Source organism: Allobosea sp. (assembly GCF_030694325.1).
In the GTDB taxonomy this organism is placed as follows: Bacteria; Pseudomonadota; Alphaproteobacteria; order Rhizobiales; family Beijerinckiaceae; genus Allobosea.
In genome coordinates this window covers 1-2,701 of sequence record NZ_JAUXYO010000259.1, presented here as the reverse complement: position 1 = coordinate 2,701, position 2,701 = coordinate 1, and the positions used below count along the sequence as shown (strand labels likewise).

The following is a 2,701-nucleotide window of genomic DNA, read 5'->3' as shown; positions in this document are numbered from 1 at the left end:
GCCAGCCAGAGGTCCGGCGCCAGCGTCGTCGTCGCGCGCGGTGTCAGGCCGCCCCAGGATGCGATGCGGGGCGCGGACCCGGTCACGGAATCAGGGTCGCCGCGACGAGGATCACGACCACGGCCGCGCCGGTCACCTGGCTGCGCCAGTCGCGGATCATGAAGACGAGCGGATCGTCCGGCATCTGTCCCCGCCGCGCCAGGAACCAGATCCGCGACATCTGGTAGAGGATGATCGGGCAGAGCAGCCAGATCAGTTCGGGATGGGCGTATCGTTCCTTCACGGCGGCGCTGTCGACATAGAGCGCCATGATCAGCGCGCAGGTGCAGCCCGAGGCCATGCCGAGTTGCGAGAGCGCCTCGATGTCCTCTGCATGGTAGCCGCGCCCGGCCTTCTTCAAGCCCGACTGGTCCTGGGTGATGCGCAACTCGGCATAACGCTTCACCAGCGCCAGGCTGAGGAACAGGAACATCGAGAAGGCCAGCAGCCAGGACGAGAGCGGGATCGAGCCCGCGGCGTTGCCGGCCAGGATGCGCAAGGTGTGGAGGGCCGCCAGGCCCAGCACATCGACCAGGAGTTTGCGCTTGAGCACGAAGAGATAGGCGAGCGCCAGCACGAGATAGGCGCCCAGCGCCATGAGAAAGAGCCGCGGCTGCGGCAGCAGCCAGGCGAGCGCGAAGGCGGTCACCATCAGCAGCGGGATCATCGCATAGGCCTGGCGCTCGGTGATCTCGCCGGCCGCGAGCGGGCGCTTGCATTTCGTCGGATGGCGGCGATCGGCCTCGACGTCGACGATGTCGTTGAGCAGGTAGATCGCCGAGGCCAGCAGGCTGAAGGCGACGAAGGCCACGGCGCCGTCGCTCAGCGCGTCGAGGTCGAAGATGTCGTGGTTGAGCAGGATGGGGACGAACACCAGCCCGTTCTTGAGCCAGTGATGCGGTCGCATCGCCCTGATCATCGCCATCGAAGCCATGGCCTGTCTCTTTCTCCCCTACGCCGTCGCTGCGTCCGGGAGCCGTCAACAGGACCGGGCGAGCATCGAGCGGCATTGCACCGTTCTGGCGCCCGCCTTCCTCGCCGATAAATCCTAAGCCTCGGTGGATGATGCCCGATCCACGCGGTCATTCGGCCGCGATGATTAATGCCACGCTGACGCCGGGACGCGATTGAGGGGCTTGCCGGCAAGAAAAGGGCAGGGCTCGGGCGCAAGAGCCGCCCCCGCCGGACGGAGACGGTTCTCGCGAGCGGCCCTGCCTTGGCCTGTCAGACCTTGGCGGCGCTCGCGGCCGCGTCGATGTTGGCCACGAGTTCGGCATCGAGCCCGAGCGAGGCGGAGAGGCCCGCCAGGAAGTCCTTCTCCCCGCGCGTATCCGGATTGATGGCGATGCGGGCCGCGGTGTAGATTTGTGCCGCGAGTTCTGGGGTTTCGGCGCCGGCCGCCAGCGTCTCGATCGAAGCGGGGCTGGCCATCTCCTGCTCCAGCCATTCATTCGCCTCCTGGTCGAAGCCGGCCTCGCGCAGCCCGCCGAGAATGGCGGTGCGCTCCTCGGCGTCGATGGCACCGTCGGCGGCAGCGGCGGCGATCATGGCGCGGATGAAGAGCAGCGCGGTCGCCTCGGTCGCGGCTTCGGCCTCGAAGCCGGTGCCGCGCGGCGGCGGCAGGAGCTCCGGCGTCGACGCATCGAGGAGCGGCTTGCCGGACTGGTAGTTCTGGTAGGCCTTGTAGGCGAGGCCGCCGATCAGGGCCATGCCGCCGAGCTTGGCCGCGGACCCGACGACGGCCCGGCCGGTCGAGCTGCCGAAAACGAGCGCGCCGAGGCCGCCGAGCACGGCGGTCGCCATCGCCGGATTCTTGTCGAACATCGCCTTGGCCTGGGCCAGCACATCCTGCGCCGAGCGCCCGCCCGTGACTTGCCCCATGACGTCTCCGGCCTTCTGCTGGACACCGGTCTGGCGTGCCGCGTCGCCGACGCCCTGCGAGGCCTGGGTCAGGATCTGGCCGGCCATGCCCGCGAGACCGCCGAGGCCGCCGATGCCCCCACCCTGCTGGACCTTCGTCGCCAGGCCGCCGAGAATCTGGCCGAGCGACCCGGTCTGGCCCTGCCCGCCGGGCTTGCCAGCCTGGGTTCCGGCGCTGACGAGGGCGTCGAGAAGCGACTTGGCGTTGAACATCGGCGATTCTCCTGTCTGCGCCGAAGGGTCGGGCGCCGACAGCCCATCTAGGAACGACGGACGCCAATCGCCAGAGACGGAGAGGGGGCGCCGGTCGAAATGCCGCCGCACGGGACGATCCGGCCCGCCGGAGCTGGCGTCTTCTGCATCACGGCTGCAGCTTGCGCAGCAGCAGCGTCGCCCCGACCGCCGGGTCCTTGCGCCAGACGCCCGCCTCGAAGACGAGGTCGACGCTGTGGCCCTTGCGCGCGACCAGGGTCAGCCGCCCGCCGGCATAGCGCCAGCCCACGGGGTCGAAGATCGTGATGCCGGTATCGGTGCAGAGACCCTCGACCCGCGCAGAGGGCGTCCCGGCCTCGCCGGACGACGCGGCCAGGCGCAGGCGGCAGGCTTCGCGGCCGGGCTGCCGCATCAGTGCATAGAGGCCCGGCAGGGTCCCTGAATCCGGGGCGCGGGCGGGATCGACCAGGGTCGGGCGCTGGGCGGCCGTCGCGGCCATTTCTGCCGGGGACGGCGGGCGGCGCGCCGC

3 protein-coding genes are annotated in these 2,701 nt (G+C 70.0%); all 3 read right to left on the bottom strand.

What is annotated here, in order from left to right; all coding sequences use genetic code 11:
- Window positions 1-82 precede the first annotated feature (82 nt).
- Window positions 83-973 (bottom strand): UbiA family prenyltransferase, encoded by an 891-nt coding sequence (locus tag Q8M82_RS16765; RefSeq protein ID WP_305692463.1) that lies wholly within the window; start codon window positions 971-973, stop codon window positions 83-85.
- 290 nt (window positions 974-1,263) lie between these two features.
- Entirely contained in the window at window positions 1,264-2,172 is a 909-nt protein-coding gene (locus tag Q8M82_RS16760; RefSeq protein ID WP_305692462.1) for a tellurite resistance TerB family protein, read from the bottom strand.
- Between the two features lie 148 nt (window positions 2,173-2,320).
- On the bottom strand, window positions 2,321-2,701 hold a 381-nt coding region (locus Q8M82_RS16755; RefSeq protein WP_305692461.1), incomplete at its 5' end, for an AprI/Inh family metalloprotease inhibitor.